The following is a 16,138-nucleotide window of genomic DNA, read 5'->3' as shown; positions in this document are numbered from 1 at the left end:
CCTCTCTGCGTCGGCGATCGCTGCCGGTCGCCGGATGTGCGAAGAGGCCCGGAGTCGGAACTCCGGGCCTCTTCCGCTGCATGCACAGCCACTGGGGTGAGTAACGGGGCTCGAACCCGCGACCTCCTAGACCACAACCAGGCGCTCTGCCAACTGAGCTATACCCACCAGGAGCGTGTTCCGGCGGGGTGACCCGCCGAAGCAACTGTACGAGAGTACTACATCCGCGAGGCGAACTCGTCCACGACGGCGGCCGACACGGCCTGCACCTCGGCCGTGCTCGGCCCCGGCTGCTCCACGAACACGGCACGGCGGTAGTACTGCAGCTCGCGGATGCTCTCGAGGATGTCGGCGAGAGCGCGGTGTCCGCCGTGCTTCTTGGGCGCGTTGAAGTAGATGCGCGGGAACCAGCGCCGTGCCAGCTCCTTGATCGTGCTGACGTCGACGTTGCGGTAGTGCAGGTGGCCGTCGAGACGCGGCATGAACTTCGCGAGGAAGGCGCGGTCGGTGCCGATCGAGTTGCCGGCGAGGGGGGCCTGCTGCTCCGCCGGGACGTGCTTCAGCACGTACTCCAGCACCTCGTACTCGGCCTCCGCGACGCTGACGCCGGAGGGGATCTCGACCAGCAGCCCGGAGGTCTCGTGCATCGACCGGACGAAGTCGCCCATGTTCTCGAGCGCGGTCGCGTCGGGCCGGATGACGAGGGAGAGCCCCTCGTCGAGCGGGTTCAGCTCGAAGTCGGTGACGACGACGGCGATCTCGACGAGCTCGTCGACGGAGAGGTCGAGCCCCGTCATCTCGCAGTCGATCCAGACAAGACGGTCGGGGGCGCTACTCATGCGGGGCAGTCTATCGGCGGCCGCCGACACCCGGTCCGGCCGTCCCGCTCGTCCTACACTGGTCCCTCGTGATCACGCTCGCCTGCTGCCTCCTCATCGTCAACGCCGTGTGGAACGCGATCGTCTGGCCGCCCTTCCTCCGCCGCGTCCGCAAGGACCCGCGGGCGCGCGACGCGGACGGCCGCGCGACGACCTTCCTCCGCGTGCACACGGTCCTCATCGGCGTGTCGCTCGCTCTCGCCGTGGTCTCCCTGGTCGTGGGAGTGCTGGGACTCGTCCGGGGCGCCTAGGCCCCGGCGGGCGCGGCCCCTGCGCTTCGGTATCGTGGTCCGAGTCCGCCCCCGTAGCTCAGCGGATAGAGCAGGAGCCTTCTAATCTCTTGGTCGCAGGTTCGATTCCTGCCGGGGGCACCATCGGATCGGGAGCGCTCCGGTCGCGGTCTCAGGACTTGTCCCCGGTGGCCTGGGGATCGTCGACGACGCCTCGCGCTCGTCCTTCGACCGCGTCGCGGCCTCTCCTCGGGCTGCGCTGCGCTCCTCCGAGGAGTGACGCCCGGCACCCACGGGGTTTTCCTCCGCTCCGGTGACCCTCGGACGAGGACTCGCGGTCGCTGCACCAGTAACACACCGGCAAATCGGAGGCAACACCGGCGTGTTTCCCACCCGAAGTCGTTTGAGTGCCATTCAGGCACCTAGTCTTGGGGTGTCCGGAATTACAACGACGTAACGAACGGAGGTACGACCATGCTGCTCCTCGCCATCCTCGGTGGAATCGCCGTCGCGTGGACGATCGTCGCGGCGCCCCTCGCCGTACTGGTCGGCCGAGTCGCCCGTGCACGTGATGCACACAGCTAGTCAGTACACGCACCGCCCGCACCACGGAGAAGGCCCCGATCGCACTCGCGATCGGGGCCTTCTTCTCGTGGTCGGGAGCACTCAGACCGAGCTGCGCTCCTGGCCTCGGTCGTCGTCCGAGGCGGACCGCTCGAACCGGGCCTCGTCCGCCCGGACGACCGCCTCGTCGTCGGCCGGCACGTCGTCTCGGTCTCCGTCGGCCGGAGCCGACGGCGTCGCGTCGTGCTCCGCGTCCGGCTGCGGCTCGGCGGCAGGAGCCGAGCGCTGCGGGTCGACGGGCGGCAGCTCCTCCACGGGACGCTCGCGCGACGGCACCTCCAGGCGGTCGACGTCGGCGAGCAGGCGGCGGGTCTCCTCCTGCGAGGCGTCCCCGGCCGACGCGGGGAGGACGATCGTGGGCGTCTGCGGGGCTGCAGAGCCGGAGGCGGAGCCCGCGCCGACGACGACCGGTGCGACGGCGGTCGGTGCGGCGGCCGGGGGAGCGGTGCGCTGGGGAGCGGCCTCGGCGGTGCTCGCGGCCCGATCGGACGACGGAGCGGACTCGGCGGAGCGGTCTCGACCCGTCTCCGAGAAGCGCCAGCGCTCGAGGTCGGCGAGGAAGGCCTTCCGGGCGCGCCCGGGCTTGTCCCGCCACTGCACGAGGCGGTCGCGGAACTCGCCCACGCTCGCCTGCGTCTGGTAGCCGCCGGTGCTCGACGTGTGCTTCAGCTCGGCGAGCTCGTGAGCGGCCCAGTTGGCCGCGACGCCGGAGCCCTTGACGGGCAGGAGGCGCAGGTGCGTCTCGGCCTGCGCGGACGCGCGGTCGCTGAGGACGCGCTCCGGGCTGCTGAGGACGTTCCAGGCCGAGGCGTCGACCGCGGCGTCAACGAGCGTCGCGATGACCGCGTTCTTCCGCTCGTGATCCTGCTGACGGATGAGGCGCGCGATGGACGCTCGGAAGACGGAGGCGATCACGATCGCTCCGACCACCACGGCCAGCAGGACCACAGCGGCCGTGAAGACCGCCTGGTGCCCGTCGCTCGTGCGGATCCAGGACATGAACTCGTTCCACCACTGCATGGGGCGAACGCTATCCGGGGCGGTCGCCGCGGCCCGGTCGGCACGCCGCCGACCGGGCGGATCGGCGCGTCAGGCGACGCGGAAGACCTCGATCGCGTCGTCGACGCTCCAGAACTCGCCGAGCTCGGCGCCGGCGGGCATGCCCGCCCGTAGCAGCCGGGCGCGGTACCGCTCGCCGAGCGGATCCTCGACCAGCTCGATGTGACCGACCACGGCGCCCGAGCCGGTGCTCACGCGCCACAGCCGGGCGTTGACCCGGGTGAGCGTCGGCGGGGTGCGGGTGGCGTGCAGCGTGGACAGGGACATCGGTTCCTCCTGCTCGAGTCTCGGAGCACCCACCGGCCGAGTGCTGTCGCAGACTACGGCCGACCACCGACATCCCCGCCGGGGCGTCAGCGCAGGGTCGTGCCGTGCACAGCGAACTCCTCGATCGCGTCGATCTCCTCCTGCGAGAGGGGGCCGGCGTCCAGCGCGGCGACGTTCTGCTCGAGCTGCGCGACGCTCGACGCTCCGATGATGGCGCTCGTGACGGTGGGCACCCGGAGCACCCAGCTCAGGGCGAGCTGGGCCAGCGACTGGCCGCGCTGCTGCGCGATCGCGTTCAGACCGCGGGCCCGCGTGAGGTAGGCCTCGTCGATCCGGTCGGAGGAGAGGAAGCGCGACGTCGCCGCACGGGACCCCTCCGGCACGGTGCCGTCGAGGTAGCGGTCCGTCAGGAGCCCCTGCGCCAGCGGCGAGAAGACGATGCAGCCGGTGCCGAGCTCGTCGAGCACGGGGAAGAGGCCGTCCTCGGGTCCGCGGTCGAAGAGCGAGTAGCGGGGCTGGTGCAGGAGGAGCGGCACTCCGCTGCCCGCCAGTGCCGCCTGCGCGGCCCGGGTCTGCTCGGGCGAGTAGTTCGAGATGCCGGCGTAGAGCGCCTTGCCCGACTCCACCGCCGAGACGAGAGCGCCCATGGTCTCCTCGATCGGAGTCTCCGGGTCCGGCCGGTGCGAGTAGAAGACGTCCACGTAGTCGACGCCGATCCGCTGCAGGCTCTGGTCGAGCGAGGAGAGCAGGTACTTGCGCGAGCCGCCGTCCCCGTACGGGCCGGGCCACATGTCGTATCCGGCCTTGGACGAGATGACGATCTCGTCGCGGTACGGGCGGAGGTCCTCCGCGAGGATGCGGCCGAAGGCCGTCTCGGCGGCGCCGTAGGGCGGTCCGTAGTTGTTCGCGAGGTCGAAGTGGGTGACGCCCAGGTCGAACGCGCGGCGGAGGATCGCGCGCTGCGTGTCGAGGGAGCGGTCGGATCCGAAGTTGTGCCACAGGCCCAGCGACAGGGCGGGCAGCAGCAGGCCGCTCCGTCCGGTGCGTCGGTAGTCCATGCGGTCGTAGCGGGCGGGGGCGGCGTCGTAGCTCACGGCGCGACTCTATTGCAGGGGGCGGATCCGCGGAATGCAGGGGGCGGTGAGCGTGTTGGACCGACTGACGCCTCCGGCACCCCGGACGCGTCGACGCGACAGGAAGTGAGTCACACGCAATGCGCACATTCGTACTCGCCGGAGGATGCTTCTGGTGTCTGGACGCCGTCTACCGCGTCCTCGACGGCGTGACCGACGTCGTCTCCGGCTACACCGGCGGCCGCACGACCGAGCCCGACTACGAGGACGTCTGCTCCGGGCGCACCGGCCACGCCGAGGCCGTCGCCGTCACCTTCGACCCCGAGGTCATCCCCGAGCAGGTCGTCCTCGACGTCTTCTTCACCCTGCACGACCCGCGACAGCTGAACCGCCAGGGCAACGACGTCGGCACGCAGTACCGCTCGGCGATGTTCTACTCCTCCGACGAGGAGAAGGAGCTGTTCGAGACCGCGCGCGACCGTGCGTCCGAGTGGTGGGACGGCCCGATCGTCACCGAGATCTCGCCGCTGGGCGTCTACTACCCCGCCGAGGACTACCACCAGGACTTCTTCGCGAAGAACCCGGGCCAGGGCTACTGCATGGCGGTCGCACTGCCCAAGGTGAACAAGATCCGCAAGTCCTACTCGAGGTACATCACGGCGTCGTAACGCTCCTCCACAGGGGACGATCCGCTCGTCCTCTCCCCAGAAGGGCCCGCCTCCACCTCGGAGGCGGGCCCTTCGTCGCGACACTGGCCCTGCGGCGCCCGAGCGGTACCAGCCCCCTCCGCCCGGGCGCCGTGCCCGTCGCAGCCGTGGCGGGGCAGGAGTAGAGAGGACACGACCATGACCGACACGCTGACCGTCATCGGGACCATCGGCACCGAGCCGCGGAGCATCGACACCTCCAGCGGCACCGCGATGACCAGCTTCCGGCTCGCCTCGACGCAGCGGCGCTACGACCGCTCGGAGCAGCGCTGGGTCGACGTCTCGACCAACTGGTACACCGTCACCGCGTTCAACGGCCTGGCCGGCAATGCGCTGTCCTCCCTGTCGCGCGGCGACCGGATCCTCGTCACCGGGCGGCTCGGGGTGAGGGCCTGGGAGGCGGGAGGCAAGGCCGGCACCGATGTGGTCCTCACGGCCGAGGGCATCGGGCACGACCTCGCCTGGGGGACCAGCAGCTTCACGAAGACCGTCGGGCGCGCCTCTGCTCCCGCCCCCGCCGCCGAGCCCGCGTGGAGCGAGGAGGCGCCGCGCGAGGGCGCCGCGGCGGGGGACTGGGGCGCGTCGGGCCATGACCGCGGTGATGCCGCGCCCGAGCCGCCGATAGCGGCGGGCGTCGGCGGAGGCGCTCCCGGTCTCTCGGTAGGATCCGGGGACACCCCGTTCTGATCCGGGGGACCGGAGCGAGAGCCGTCCCGGTCGGGAGGAGCCGGGCGTGACACGGAACCGAGCGGCCCGCATCGCGCTCGTGCTCGGCGGTCTCGCCGTCTGCCTCTCCGGCTGCACGTCGCCGTCGGCGCCGGACCCCGTGGTGTCCTCCTCCGCGGCCGAGGCGCCGGCACCGGCGGAGTCCACCGCACCCGTCGCCTTCGTGCCGGGCGGGACGACGGAGCAGAACCTCCCCGTGTTCGAGCAGACCCTTCGCGCGGCGGCCGAGCCCGATCCGGAGGTGAGCGGCTCCAGTGTGGTCGACGCGCTCGTCGCGGCGGGGTTCTCCCGCGAGTCGATGCAGCTGACGGCCGACGAGACCTCGGTCGGACTCGACGCGGACTCGGTGCAGGTGTCCGTCAAGCTCGGTGAGTCGTGCCTCATCGGCCAGTACGGCCCGAAGAGCGGCGGGGTGCGGGCGGTGATCGCGGCACCGATCGCGACCGGCGCCTGCCTGGTCGGCCGGACCGTCCCGATCGACGGCTGACCCGGCGACGCTCGAGACGAGACGCCCCGTCATGTGCCCCGGTCGGGGTCGAGAAGGAGGAAGGGATCCTCGACATGCCTCCACGCCTCCCGATCGCGAGAGAGCGGGGAAACCGTCCCGCACCGCCGGGGGACCACTGCGAGCGGTGCGGAGAGGAGGATCGGCGCCGTCTCCTCCGGCTGGGACCGTCGGTGGAGGGGCGATCGACGCCGGCCTGCCCTCCCCGGGAGTCCGCTCCGCACGGTTAGGCTGCCCTGGCCGACACGTGTGCCCCAGCGGGGGTACCGGGACGGACGTGCCGACGGGAGCGCTCGGCACGAGGACCACGACGAGGGGGAACTCGCCATGACCACATCCCGTCCGCAGACGCCGACGCGAGCGAGGTGGATGCGCACCGCCATCGCGGTCGCGAGCACAGCGGCCGTCGTCCTGGGAGTGACGACCGGAGCCGGAGCGGCCGCCGCCGCAGAGAGCCGCATGACCGCGCTGGTCAGCCCCTACAACTGGTCGACTACCGAGACGTTCTCGGCAGCCCAGGTCGCCCCGGTCGCGGGCGACGTCACCGGGCTCGACGTCACGCTGTCCGATTCCGCTCGGCCGACGGGCACGTATCCGGCGTTCACGACCTACAACTGGGCGATAGGCGACTACGACCTCGCCGGGACGGTGAACCTCGCCTCTGGTAGCCGCTCTTTCCGCATCGAGCTGAAGCAGCCCCTCGCCTCCTTCGGCGGTGGGACCGTCGCTCTCCAGATCACGGCGCAGAAGCAGCCCGTCAAGACCCCCCGGGAGCCGATCGGCCAGCCGGTCGACAGCGGCTACGAGCTGACCACATCGGCCACCCTCTCCGTCGCCGGAGCCTCCGGCAGCGGCGGCGTCGGCAGGGTCGATCTCAGCGGAACCGCGCAGACGTTGCAGCGCAGCGCCGCCTACTTCGCGTACAGCAGCGCCGCCGAACTACCGGAGGTCAAGGGCGGCGACACCGTCGTCCTCGAGACGAGCCAGCCCGGCTTCTACGACCTCCAGGGTCTCGCCGCCTACGTCGGTCCGAGCAGGACCGAGCGGATCCCCGCCCAGGTGAGTGCGGACAGCGACCAGTCCAAGGTCACCGTCACGATCCCCTCGAGCGCCTACGACGCCTACAAGGACCGCGTCAACAGCCTCGTCCAGGTCACCGGCGTCAGCAACGGCAGGGTGGACCAGCCCCGCGGAGCGACCATCACGTCGGACGCCGCGGTCCGTGTGACGGGAGGCGGAGCCACCACCCCGCCGGTCACGCCGACCCCGACGGCCACCGCGACCACCCCGCCGGTCACGCCGACTCCGACCACTCCTCCGGTCACGCCCACGCCGACCGCCACGCCGACGGCCCCGCCCGCCGGCTCGCCGGTCGTCTCGCGCATCTCGGGCACCGACCGTCAGGGCACCGCGGTCGAGGTGTCCAAGCGCACCTTCCCGGCGAACGTCCCAGTCGTCTACGTCGCCACCGGGCAGAACTTCCCGGACGCGCTCAGCGCCGGACCCGCCGCGGCCAAGGCGGGCGGGCCGCTGCTCCTGGTCGACCGCGACTCGATGAGCCAGGTCGTCCGCACCGAGCTGACGCGTCTCAAGCCCGCGAAGATCGTCGTCGTCGGCTCCGAGCTCAGCGTCGGCAGCCAGGTCTACAGCGACCTGGCCGGGTACGCGACGAACAGGAACATCACGCGCCTCGGCGGAGTCGACCGCTACGACACGTCGAAGAAGATCCTCCAGTACGCCTTCCCCGCCGGCTCCTCGAGGGCCTGGCTGGCGACGGGCGAGAAGTTCCCCGACGCTCTGAGCGCCAGCGCCGCGGCCGGCGCGAAGGACGCTCCGGTGGTGCTGACCAACGGAACCGGCTCCACGGTGGACCCCCTCACCCAGCAGATCATCAGCGGCCTCAAGATCAGGACGCTGACCATCGCGGGCTCCTCGCTCTCGGTCAGCGCCGGCATCGAGCGCTCGATCACGGGCCCGGTGATCACCCGCATCGGCGGGACCGACCGGTACGACACCTCGGAGAAGCTGAACAAGGCGGCCTTCACCTCGGCGACGACCGTCTACCTCGCGACCGGTGAGAAGTTCCCCGACGCCCTGGCCGGAGCCACGGCGGCGGGCTACACCGGGAGCCCGCTCTTCGCGGTCCAGCCCACCTGCGTGCCCCGGGCGGTCCTCGCCGACATCTCCGCGTCCAAGGCGACGCAGGTGATCCTGCTCGGCAGCACGGACACGCTGTCCGAGGCGGTGGAGCGCCTGACGCCCTGCAGCTGATCCGCACCGTCGGCCGCTGACGCGATCCGCCCTCCCCACCGGCCCGGCCGGAGCGGAGGGCGGTCCGCGTTGAGACGCTCCCTCCGACGCGGACCGGCGAGTTCCCGTTATCCTCGACTGGTGCGGACGGTCCCGCGGCCTGCGCTCCGCGTCGGCCGGGGCCCGGCGTCCCGCCCCGGTCCGAGCCTCCGTCAGCGCCTCCGCGCGGAGCAGGGACCGGCGGGCGACCCGACTCCGCGCAGACCGACGGACTTGAGGACTGGGCATGGCTGAATACATCTACTCGATGGTGCGCGCGCGGAAGGCGGTCGGCGACAAGCTGATCCTGGACGACGTCACCATGTCGTTCCTGCCGGGAGCGAAGATCGGCGTTGTGGGGCCGAACGGCGCCGGCAAGTCGACGATCCTGAAGATCATGGCGGGGCTGGACACGCCGAGCAACGGCGAGGCGCGGCTCAGCCCGGGCTACACCGTCGGCATCCTGATGCAGGAGCCCGAGCTCGACGAGACCAAGACGGTCCTCGAGAACGTCCAGGAGGGCGTGGGCGAGATCAAGGGCAAGATCGACCGCTTCAACGAGATCTCCCTCGCGATGGCCGACCCGGACGCCGACTTCGACAGCCTCCTCGCCGAGATGGGGACCCTGCAGGAGGCGATCGACGCCGCCGACGCCTGGGACCTGGATTCGCAGCTGGAGCAGGCGATGGACGCGCTGCGCACCCCGCCGGGGGACTCCCTCGTCACCAACCTCTCGGGTGGCGAGAAGCGCCGCGTGGCGCTCACCAAGCTCCTCCTGCAGAAGCCCGACCTGCTGCTGCTCGACGAGCCCACCAACCACCTCGACGCCGAGAGCGTGCTCTGGCTCGAGCAGTTCCTCTCGAAGTACCCCGGCGCCGTGCTCGCCGTCACCCACGACCGGTACTTCCTCGACAACGTCGCGGAGTGGATCGCCGAGGTCGACCGCGGACACCTCTACCCCTACGAGGGCAACTACTCCACGTACCTCGAGAAGAAGAGCGCCCGCCTGGAGGTCCAGGGCAAGAAGGACGCCAAGCTCGCCAAACGGCTCACCACCGAGCTCGACTGGGTGCGCAGCAACGCCAAGGGCCGTCAGGCCAAGTCGAAGGCGCGCCTGGCGCGCTACGAGGAGATGGCGGCCGAGGCCGAGAAGACGCGCGTGCTCGACTTCGAGGAGATCGTCATCCCAGTGGGCCCCCGTCTGGGCTCCCAGGTCATCGACGCGAAGAAGCTGCACAAGCAGTTCGGCGAGCGCGTCCTCATCGACGACCTCAGCTTCACGCTGCCCCGCAACGGCATCGTCGGCGTCATCGGCCCGAACGGCGTCGGCAAGACCACGCTCTTCAAGACGATCGTCGGCTTCGAGCCGCTCGACTCGGGCGACCTGAAGATCGGCGAGACGGTCGACATCTCCTACGTCGACCAGAGCCGCGGCGGCATCGATCCGCAGAAGAACCTGTGGGAGGTCGTCTCCGACGGGCACGACTACATCACCGTCGGGAAGACCGAGATCCCCTCCCGCGCCTACGTCTCGCAGTTCGGCTTCAAGGGCCCGGACCAGCAGAAGAAGGCCGGCGTCCTCTCCGGCGGCGAGCGGAACCGCCTCAACCTCGCGCTGACGCTCAAGCAGGGCGGCAACCTGCTCCTGCTCGACGAGCCCACCAACGACCTGGACGTCGAGACCCTGGGCAGCCTCGAGAACGCGCTCCTCGAGTTCCCGGGCTGCGCCGTGGTCATCACGCACGACCGGTGGTTCCTCGACCGGATCGCGACCCACATACTCGCCTACGAGGGCACCGAGGAGGATCCGGCCAACTGGTACTGGTTCGAGGGCAACTTCGAGGCGTACGAGGAGAACAAGATCGAGCGCCTCGGCCCGGACGCGGCGAAGCCGCACCGCTCCGCGTACCGCAAGCTCACCCGCGACTGATGCGCCTGCACGTCGCCATCCCGCTGCGCTGGTCGGACTTCGACGCCTACGCGCACGTGAACAACGCCGAGATGCTGCGCCTGCTCGAGGAGGCGCGCATTCAGGCGTTCTGGAAGCCGGACTCGCCGCAGCCCGGCGGGATGGCGACGGCGGTGCTCGACGCACGGCCGGGTGCCGAGTCGATCAGCCTCATCGCCCGGCAGGAGATCGAGTACCTCGCGCCGATCCCGTACATGCGCGCGCCGATCGACGTGGAGCTGTGGATCGGGCGGATCGGCGGGGCGAGCCTCGAGGTCTGCTACGAGCTCTACTCGCCCGCCGGCGTCGTCCCGCGGGTGCTCTTCACGAAGGCGGCCACCACTCTGGTGCTGGTCACCGCCGCGACGGGCAGGCCCCAGCGCATCCCGGAGGAGCTCCGCGAGGCGTGGGGCCCCTACGTCGAGGAGCCCATCACCTTCTCGAAGCGGGGCTGAGCTCAGCCCAGGGGGACGCGGACCATGCCCTCCTGGGCGACGCTCGCCACGAGCACGCCCTCCTGCGTGTAGATGCGCCCGAGCGAGAGTCCGCGTCCGCCGGACGCGCTCGGCGCCTCCTGCACGTAGAGGAGCCACTGGTCCACGCGCGCGGGGCGGTGCCACCACATCGCGTGGTCGAGGCTCGCGATCCGCAGGCCGGGCGTCGTCCACGCCGCACCGTGCCGGCGGAGCGTGGATTCGAGGATCGTGTAGTCGCTCGCGTAGGCGAGGGCGGCGCGGTGCAGCATCGGATCGTCCGGCAGCGATCCGAGCGAGCGCATCCACACGCTCTGGTGCGCGACCCGCTCGGGGTCGGCCCGGAGGTACACCGGCTGCTCGACGTGCCGCACGTCGAAGGGGCGCTGCGTGGCCCAGAAGCTGCCGACCGGGTGGTCGATCCCCGCGAGGATCTCAGCGGTGCTCGGCAGCGACTCCGGGTCGGGGATCCCCTCCGGCATCGGCGCCTGGTGGTCGAGACCCTCGTCCTCGGTCTGGAACGAGGCGATCATCGAGAGGATGGGGCGTCCGTTCTGGTAGGCCTGCGTCCGCCGCGTGCAGAAGGAGCGGCCGTCGTGGATCCGGTCGACCGAGAACGTGATCGGCAGGGAGACGTCCCCGGGGCGGAGGAAGTACCCGTGCATCGAGTGCACGGAGCGCCCCTCGACGGTGCGACCGGCCGCGATGAGCGACTGCGCGAGGACCTGGCCGCCGAAGACCCGCCCCTCGGGCATCCACTGCGAGGGACCCGTCGAGATGTCCTCGCTGGTGCGGGCGCCGGTGTCCGTCAGGTCGAGCGCGGTGAGGAACGAGGACAGGGGATCGGGCACGGTACCTCCGGGGTGTCGGGCGGTGGGGCGAGCGGCCTCGGGTAAGTTTATCGACGCGATGAGTTCGTCCTTCTCCCTGGCGGATCCGCCCAGCCTGTCGGATCTGCGCGTCTTCCTCGGCCGTTCGGCCCGGGTCGAGGACGGTGCGGTCCGGCTCCTCGCCGACGACCACGTGCTGGCCGCCTACACGCCGATCCTCCAGCCCCGCGGTCTGCTCGACCGCTCCGCGACCGTGCTGGGCCTGCGCGTCTTCGCGCTCGACGAGCCCGCCGGTTTCGACCGGGTCATGCCGATCCGTGCGCTGTCGGACCGCCTCGCCCGCCTGCAGTGGGAGCCGGGCGGAGCGGACGGAAAGCCGGTCGTGCTGCCCGACGGCGACGACGCGACGGCGGGACCCTGGGCGGGCGTCTCCCCGCCCCGCGGCGGCTGGACCCGGCGCGAGCCCGTGGACCCGGGCTTCCTGGAGCGCGTCGCGCGCGAGGGGATCGACGAGATCGCGGCGGCCGTCGGCTCCGAGACGGGCGAGCAGATCGTCGGCCGCGTGCGGTCGAGCGTCTGGGGCCGCCCGCTCGACGGCCTCGAGGACGTCCCGGCGGGAGCGGCGTTCGCCCTCTTCGCGCTCGGGTTCCTCGGCGCCGACGACCCGGTCGCCCTGCTCGAGAGCGGCGCCTGGCGCCGCCTCACCTCACGGCGCGGACACGTGCTGGTCCGCACCCCGGGCTGAGCGGCTACTCCTCGAAGGTGTTCACCATCGCGTGGGCGGCGCGCTCCAGGTAGTCCCAGAGCAGGGCGTCGTCGGCCGGAGCGAGCTCGAGATCGTCGACGGCCGTCCGCATGTGCTGGAGCCAGTGGTCGCGGGCCTCGGGGTTGATCCGGAAGGGCTGGTGCCGCATCCGCAGGCGCGGGTGGCCGCGCTCCTCGCTGTAGGTGCCCGGCCCGCCCCAGTACTGCTCGAGGAAGCCGGTCAGCCGCTGGATCGCGCCCTCGAGGTCGTGCTCGGGGTACATCGGCCAGAGGACCTCGTCCTCGCGGACGCCCTCGTAGAAGCGGCGGACCAGTCGCTCGAACGTCGGCCGGCCGCCGATGTGCTCCCAGAAGCTGCGCAGCGGAGGCGTGCCGCCGATCTGCAGGCCGCTCACGAGCGCGCTCCCGTCGGGCCGGAGGTGCCGCCGCCGTCCAAGGGCGGCGTCCCGCTCCCGCGCCGCAGCGCGCGGGGGAGCCGCACGGGCTTGCCGTGCTCGGTGCTGATCGTGGGCGAGGGCGTGGTCCGCGGCGGCTTGGCGCCTCCGACGCTCGTCGCCCCCTCGAAGCCTTCGAGGACGACGGTGGCCAGCGAGGGGAGCTTCACGTCGAGCGCGTCGAGCGACTTCTTCAGGCGCAGGCGCAGCTCGCGGGCGACGTCGTCCTTGGCGGTGGTGCGGGTCTTGACCACGACCCGGATGACCAGGGCGTCGTCGGCGATGGACTCCAGGCCCCAGAGCTCGGGCTTGTCGATGATCCGGGCCCGCCAGCGACTGCTCGCCGCCAGCTCGTTCGCGGTCGCGAGGACCGTGGACTGCACCTGCTCGAGGTCCGTCTCGTAAGGCACGGCCAGATCGACGATGACGCGCGACCAGCCCTGCGACATGTTCCCGACCCGGACGATCTCGCCGTTGCGGACGAACCAGAGGGTGCCGTTGACATCGCGGATCTGCGTCACCCGGACGCCGACCGACTCGACCACGCCCGTCGCCTGCCCGGTGTCGACGACGTCGCCGACCCCGAGCTGGTCCTCCGCGACCATGAACAGCCCGTTCAGGACGTCCTTGACGATGTTCTGCGCGCCGAAGCCGAGGCCCGCGCCGAGGGCGGCCGTTAGCAGGGCGAAGGAGCCGATGAGGTCCTTGTCGATCGTCGTCACGACCATGACCAGGGCGATGACGACGATCAGGATCGAGCTCAGGTTGTTGAGGATCGACCCGAGCGTGCGCGTGCGCTGCACCACCCGCACGGCCGCGAGCGGCGATGCGGCGATCGACTGGGTGTCCTCGACGCGCTGGCGGCGCTTCACTCCCGACACGATCTGATCGACGACGCGGCCGATCACGAAGTGGGCGATGACGCGCACCAGCAGCGCGCCCAGCACGATCCCGAGGATCGCGACCACCTTCCAGAAGGGCTCGGACTCGAAGAAGGAGACGGTGGCGGCGACAGGGTCCGGGGTGGAGGTCTGAAGAAGCAGCATGACCGCTCCAGGCTACGGGACGCCTCCCTCCGAGACGGGTGCACGAGCCCCGCGCGCGTATAGATTCGAGGCGGGTCCGCTCGGACCCGGACACCGCCCTGGGAAGGACGCCCGATGCTCCACTCCACCCGGACTCCCGCCGAGAAGCGCCGCCTCTTCCGCGAGCGCCTCGCCTCGGGCGAGCTGCTGCAGCTGCCCGGCGCGTTCACTCCGCTCTCCGCGCGCCTCATCGAGGCGAAGGGCTTCGACGGGATCTACGTCTCGGGCGCCGTGCTCTCGGCCGAGCTGGGGCTGCCGGACATCGGGCTCACCACGCTCAGCGAGGTGGCCGGCCGCTCGCAGCAGATCGCGCGCCTGACCGACCTGCCGGTCCTCGTCGACGCGGACACCGGCTTCGGTGAGCCGCTGAACGTCGCGCGCACGGTGCAGATGCTCGAGGACGCCGGAGTCGCGGGGCTGCACATCGAGGACCAGGTGAACCCCAAGCGCTGCGGGCACCTCGACGGCAAGGCGGTCGTCGACGAGGCGACCTCGGTGCGGAGGATCGCGGCGGCCGTCGACGCGCGCCGCGACTCCGACCTGGTGATCATGGCCCGCACCGACATCCGCGCCCTCGACGGCCTGCCGGCCGCGATCGACCGCGCCAAGCGCCTCGTCGACGCCGGAGCCGACGCAGTGTTCCCCGAGGCGATGCGCGACCTGTCCGAGTTCGAGGCCGTGCGCGCCGCGATCGACGTGCCGATCCTCGCCAACATGACCGAGTTCGGCAAGAGCGAGCTGTTCACCGCGCAGCAGCTCGCCGACGTCGGCGTGAACGTCGTGATCCACCCGGTCTCGCTGCTCCGGATCGCGATGGGCGCCGCGATGCGGGCGCTCGACGCCCTCAAGGCGGAGGGGTCGCTCCGCTCGGAGGTCCCGGGCATGCAGACGCGCGCCGAGCTCTACGAGCTCCTCGACTACGCCTCGTACAGCCGCTTCGACGAGGGCGTCTTCGACTTCTCGCTCGCCGACCACTACGGCGCCTGAGCGCGCCGACCCGCACGAACCGGCGGCGCTCCCCGGCGCCGCCGCCCGCCTCTCGCGAAGGAGCGAAGGATGAGCACGACCGATCAGGACATCCGCAAGGGACTCGTGGGGGTCGTCGTCGACACGACGGCCGTCTCGAAGGTCGACCCGGCGTCGAACTCGCTGCTCTACCGCGGCTACCCCGTGCAGGAGCTCGCGGCGGGGACCTCGTTCGAGGACGTGGCCTGGCTGCTCTGGCACGGCGAGCTCCCCACTGCGGAGGAGGCGGCCGGGCTGGCCGCCGTGGAGCGGGCCCACCGCGCCCTGGCCCCCGAAGTGCGGACCGTGATCGACCTGCTGCCGCTGTCGGCGCACCCGATGGACGTGGTGCGGACGGCGGTGAGCGTCCTGGGCGCGCTCGAGGAGGATCCGGACGCCGACGCTGCCGAGGCCGTGCTGGAGCGCTCCGTGCGGCTCTGGGCGGCACTGCCGGCGATCGTCGCCTACGCCCAGCGCCGCCTGCGCGGCCTCGAGCCGATCGAGCCGCGCGACGACCTCGACTACTCCGAGAACTTCCTCTGGACGACCTTCGGCGAGGTGCCGGAGCCGGTCGTCGTCGACGCGTTGCGCGTCTCGCTGGTGCTCTACGCCGAGCACTCCTTCAACGCCTCGACCTTCACGGCCCGCGTCGTGACGTCGACGCTGTCGGACGTCCACTCCGCCGTGACCGCCGCCGTGGGAGCGCTCAAGGGACCGCTCCACGGCGGGGCGAACGAGGCCGTGCTGCACGTGCTCGACGAGGTCGGCACCGGACCGGAGGCGGACCGGCGGTCCCGCGAGTGGCTCGCCGAGGCTCTCGGGCAGCGCCGGAAGGTCATGGGGTTCGGCCACCGGGTCTACAAGTCGGGCGACTCGCGGGTGCCGACCATGGACGCCGCTCTCCGGCGGCTCGCCGAGCACGAGGGGGCCGGCGAGATGATGGAGCTGTACGACGCTCTGGCCGCGGCGATGGCCGAGCGGACGGGCATCCTGCCGAACCTCGACTACCCGTCCGGCCCCGCCTACCGGCTGATGGGCTTCGACACCGGGATCTTCACTCCGCTGTTCGTCGCCGCGCGGGTGGTGGGCTGGACGGCCCACGTGATCGAGCAGCGGGGCGCGAACGCGCTCATCCGGCCGCTGTCCGCCTACGACGGGCCGGAGCGCCGCTCGGTCCCGCAGCGGTAGGCGCCGGGAGCGGGGAGAGCCGCCCGGTCCCGCAGCGCCGAGCGCCGGGGGA

The 16,138-nt window shown here is 71.5% G+C and carries 17 protein-coding genes and 2 tRNA genes; 11 read left to right on the top strand and 8 right to left on the bottom strand.

Annotation, left to right across the window (positions count from 1 at the left end; all coding sequences use genetic code 11):
• Positions 1-92 precede the first annotated feature (92 nt).
• Together C5C59_RS06115 and orn are read right to left on the bottom strand one after the other, a co-directional pair.
• Positions 93-168, bottom strand: a tRNA-His gene (locus C5C59_RS06115).
• Positions 169-218: 50 nt separating this feature from the next.
• Positions 219-839 (bottom strand): oligoribonuclease, encoded by a 621-nt coding sequence (gene orn / locus C5C59_RS06110; protein WP_104223718.1) that lies wholly within the window; start codon positions 837-839, stop codon positions 219-221.
• A 68-nt stretch (positions 840-907) separates the two neighbouring features.
• Between orn and C5C59_RS06105 the strand changes: the two genes are divergently transcribed.
• On the top strand, positions 908-1,129 hold the full coding sequence (locus C5C59_RS06105; protein WP_104223717.1) for an SCO4848 family membrane protein: 222 nt from the start codon (positions 908-910) through the stop codon (positions 1,127-1,129).
• Positions 1,130-1,176: 47 nt separating this feature from the next.
• Positions 1,177-1,252, top strand: a tRNA-Arg gene (locus C5C59_RS06100).
• Between the two features lie 522 nt (positions 1,253-1,774).
• On the opposite strand, the gene C5C59_RS06095 is transcribed toward C5C59_RS06100, so the two are convergent.
• The 3 genes from C5C59_RS06095 to C5C59_RS06085 all read right to left on the bottom strand — a co-directional run bounded on the left by C5C59_RS06095 (position 1,775) and on the right by C5C59_RS06085 (position 4,152).
• Positions 1,775-2,752 carry a hypothetical protein gene (locus C5C59_RS06095; RefSeq protein ID WP_104238546.1) on the bottom strand — a complete coding sequence of 326 codons (978 nt, stop codon included), beginning with the start codon at positions 2,750-2,752 and terminating at the stop codon, positions 1,775-1,777.
• 69 nt (positions 2,753-2,821) lie between these two features.
• Positions 2,822-3,058 carry a hypothetical protein gene (locus C5C59_RS06090; protein ID WP_104223715.1) on the bottom strand — a complete coding sequence of 79 codons (237 nt, stop codon included), beginning with the start codon at positions 3,056-3,058 and terminating at the stop codon, positions 2,822-2,824.
• Positions 3,059-3,144: 86 nt separating this feature from the next.
• Positions 3,145-4,152, bottom strand: a complete 1,008-nt coding sequence (locus tag C5C59_RS06085; protein ID WP_104223714.1) for an aldo/keto reductase — start codon at positions 4,150-4,152, stop codon at positions 3,145-3,147.
• 119 nt (positions 4,153-4,271) lie between these two features.
• Between C5C59_RS06085 and msrA the strand changes: the two genes are divergently transcribed.
• From msrA to C5C59_RS06050, 6 genes are all read left to right on the top strand, one after another.
• A complete protein-coding gene (gene msrA / locus C5C59_RS06080; RefSeq protein WP_104223713.1) occupies positions 4,272-4,799 on the top strand; it encodes a peptide-methionine (S)-S-oxide reductase MsrA in 528 nt (175 codons plus the stop codon).
• Between the two features lie 177 nt (positions 4,800-4,976).
• Complete coding sequence (locus C5C59_RS06070; RefSeq protein WP_104238547.1) at positions 4,977-5,525, top strand: single-stranded DNA-binding protein; 549 nt, start codon at positions 4,977-4,979, stop codon at positions 5,523-5,525.
• Positions 5,526-5,571: 46 nt separating this feature from the next.
• Positions 5,572-6,051, top strand: coding sequence for a DUF6993 domain-containing protein (locus C5C59_RS06065; RefSeq protein WP_104238548.1), 480 nt, complete (start codon positions 5,572-5,574; stop codon positions 6,049-6,051).
• 345 nt (positions 6,052-6,396) lie between these two features.
• Positions 6,397-8,340, top strand: a complete 1,944-nt coding sequence (locus C5C59_RS06060) for a cell wall-binding repeat-containing protein (RefSeq protein WP_104238549.1) — start codon at positions 6,397-6,399, stop codon at positions 8,338-8,340.
• A 265-nt stretch (positions 8,341-8,605) separates the two neighbouring features.
• Entirely contained in the window at positions 8,606-10,288 is a 1,683-nt protein-coding gene (gene ettA / locus C5C59_RS06055; protein ID WP_104223708.1) for an energy-dependent translational throttle protein EttA, read from the top strand.
• A complete protein-coding gene (locus C5C59_RS06050; RefSeq protein ID WP_104223707.1) occupies positions 10,288-10,761 on the top strand; it encodes a thioesterase family protein in 474 nt (157 codons plus the stop codon). Before ettA ends, C5C59_RS06050 begins: the two co-directional genes overlap by 1 nt.
• A 2-nt stretch (positions 10,762-10,763) precedes the next feature.
• Here C5C59_RS06050 and C5C59_RS06045 read toward each other — a convergent pair whose 3' ends face one another.
• Positions 10,764-11,630 (bottom strand): acyl-CoA thioesterase II, encoded by an 867-nt coding sequence (locus tag C5C59_RS06045; RefSeq protein ID WP_258062617.1) that lies wholly within the window; start codon positions 11,628-11,630, stop codon positions 10,764-10,766.
• Between the two features lie 58 nt (positions 11,631-11,688).
• Here C5C59_RS06045 and C5C59_RS06040 point away from each other — a divergent pair, with 58 nt between their 5' ends.
• Complete coding sequence (locus tag C5C59_RS06040) at positions 11,689-12,354, top strand: hypothetical protein (RefSeq protein WP_104238550.1); 666 nt, start codon at positions 11,689-11,691, stop codon at positions 12,352-12,354.
• Positions 12,355-12,358: 4 nt separating this feature from the next.
• Here the strand turns inward: C5C59_RS06040 and C5C59_RS06035 are convergent, their stop codons facing one another.
• Positions 12,359-12,769 carry a globin gene (locus C5C59_RS06035; RefSeq protein ID WP_279630823.1) on the bottom strand — a complete coding sequence of 137 codons (411 nt, stop codon included), beginning with the start codon at positions 12,767-12,769 and terminating at the stop codon, positions 12,359-12,361.
• Positions 12,766-13,854 (bottom strand): mechanosensitive ion channel family protein, encoded by a 1,089-nt coding sequence (locus C5C59_RS06030; RefSeq protein WP_104238551.1) that lies wholly within the window; start codon positions 13,852-13,854, stop codon positions 12,766-12,768. The genes C5C59_RS06035 and C5C59_RS06030 overlap by 4 nt, the downstream gene beginning before the upstream one ends.
• Before the next feature lie 114 nt (positions 13,855-13,968).
• On the opposite strand from C5C59_RS06030, the gene prpB reads away from it, so the two are divergent.
• Both prpB and C5C59_RS06020 read left to right on the top strand, forming a co-directional pair.
• Entirely contained in the window at positions 13,969-14,880 is a 912-nt protein-coding gene (gene prpB, locus C5C59_RS06025) for a methylisocitrate lyase (protein ID WP_104223704.1), read from the top strand.
• A 69-nt stretch (positions 14,881-14,949) separates the two neighbouring features.
• On the top strand, positions 14,950-16,086 hold the full coding sequence (locus C5C59_RS06020) for a bifunctional 2-methylcitrate synthase/citrate synthase (RefSeq protein ID WP_104238552.1): 1,137 nt from the start codon (positions 14,950-14,952) through the stop codon (positions 16,084-16,086).
• The last annotated feature ends 52 nt before the right edge of the window (positions 16,087-16,138 follow it).

Source organism: Rathayibacter sp. AY1F4, assembly GCF_002931775.1.
Classification (GTDB): Bacteria; Actinomycetota; Actinomycetes; order Actinomycetales; family Microbacteriaceae; genus Rathayibacter.
This window is presented reverse-complemented; position numbering and strand designations above follow the sequence as displayed.